The organism is Cupriavidus sp. 01T418, from assembly GCF_056398885.1.
Genome location: NZ_JBFTQG010000128.1, coordinates 1 through 997 on the forward strand (window position 1 = coordinate 1; position 997 = coordinate 997).

Annotated in this window: 1 protein-coding gene and 1 pseudogene; one reads left to right on the forward strand and one right to left on the reverse strand. The window is 52.3% G+C overall.

What is annotated here, in order from left to right:
• Nucleotides 1-378: 378 nt before the first annotated feature.
• Nucleotides 379-554, forward strand: a pseudogene (locus AC1DQ3_RS36505) (Tn3 family transposase); the annotation flags it as partial.
• 162 nt (nt 555-716) lie between these two features.
• Here the strand turns inward: AC1DQ3_RS36505 and AC1DQ3_RS36510 are convergent.
• A partial coding sequence (locus tag AC1DQ3_RS36510; protein ID WP_477124949.1) for a hypothetical protein occupies nt 717-997 on the reverse strand: 281 nt, incomplete at its 5' end.

Here is a 997-nt window from a genome sequence, read left to right on the forward strand (position 1 = left end):
CGTTGCGTTGAATAAGTTCTCTAGCTTTTGTTTCCAGCTCGTTGGAATCAAACATTGCGTCATATTGACTTGAAACTCTCTTCAATGAAGCCAGGTCTGAGAGCGAGAGCGACTGCACTATTCGTTCCTTTGCGGGGCGAGCGGATCCTAGAATTTCGTATAAGTCTAGTCGTGACGAGGGAAGGTCGATTGGCACAATTTATGTTCGCGTGGAATGGATTAGTGTCAAGCCGCTGGAAGATGATCCTGGCGGCATCATTGGATAGAACCAGCATCTCACTAGATGAGTGAGGACGAATTGGAATAAAGTTCCATCGATTGCGAATATCTCCCTAAAAACTGGTTGCGGGTTTCACGCTGGCGCGAGCTGGATGAGCCAACATCATCTACATGGACGCGATCCAGGCGCAGTTACGCAGTGAGGGGTTCCTGGTCAAAGATGAAGACGTGGCGTGGCGCGGCTTTCCCCGTTTGGCCACGATCACATCAACCTGCCGGGGCGATATTCGTTTGCGGTGCCAACTGGTCCGCAAGACGCGGCTGATCGACTATGAAGACATGCCGTTCAACTGCAAGCAGGCGGCCGAGGCGCCTCGGCGGCCTGCTCCCCGAACCCTAATCCGTCCGCTGTAAGATTCGTGCCGCGTAGTCCGTGGGGTAGGGGCGAATTGCGCCATGGACAGCATCCATGCACCAACGCCATTGGCCGTGCGACATTACCGGCTTCCAGATCCGAGTGTAAAAGTGTCAAGAACCCCACGATTATTCTCATCCAATTGAAAAGCCATGAGTGTATCCGGTCGATTGGAAAAACCAACTGATACTTCTCCGGGAAAACCACGCGTCTGAGAAGCAATGGACGTTGTCAGAACAGATCTTTGAGTGCCGGGATTCCTGGACAGCAAGTCGAACACCTCGACGGCGCGATCATAATATGCAACAGCGAGAAGCCCGTTAAGAGGAGAAAATGCGATGCTTTGTGGTTGCTGGATTATTC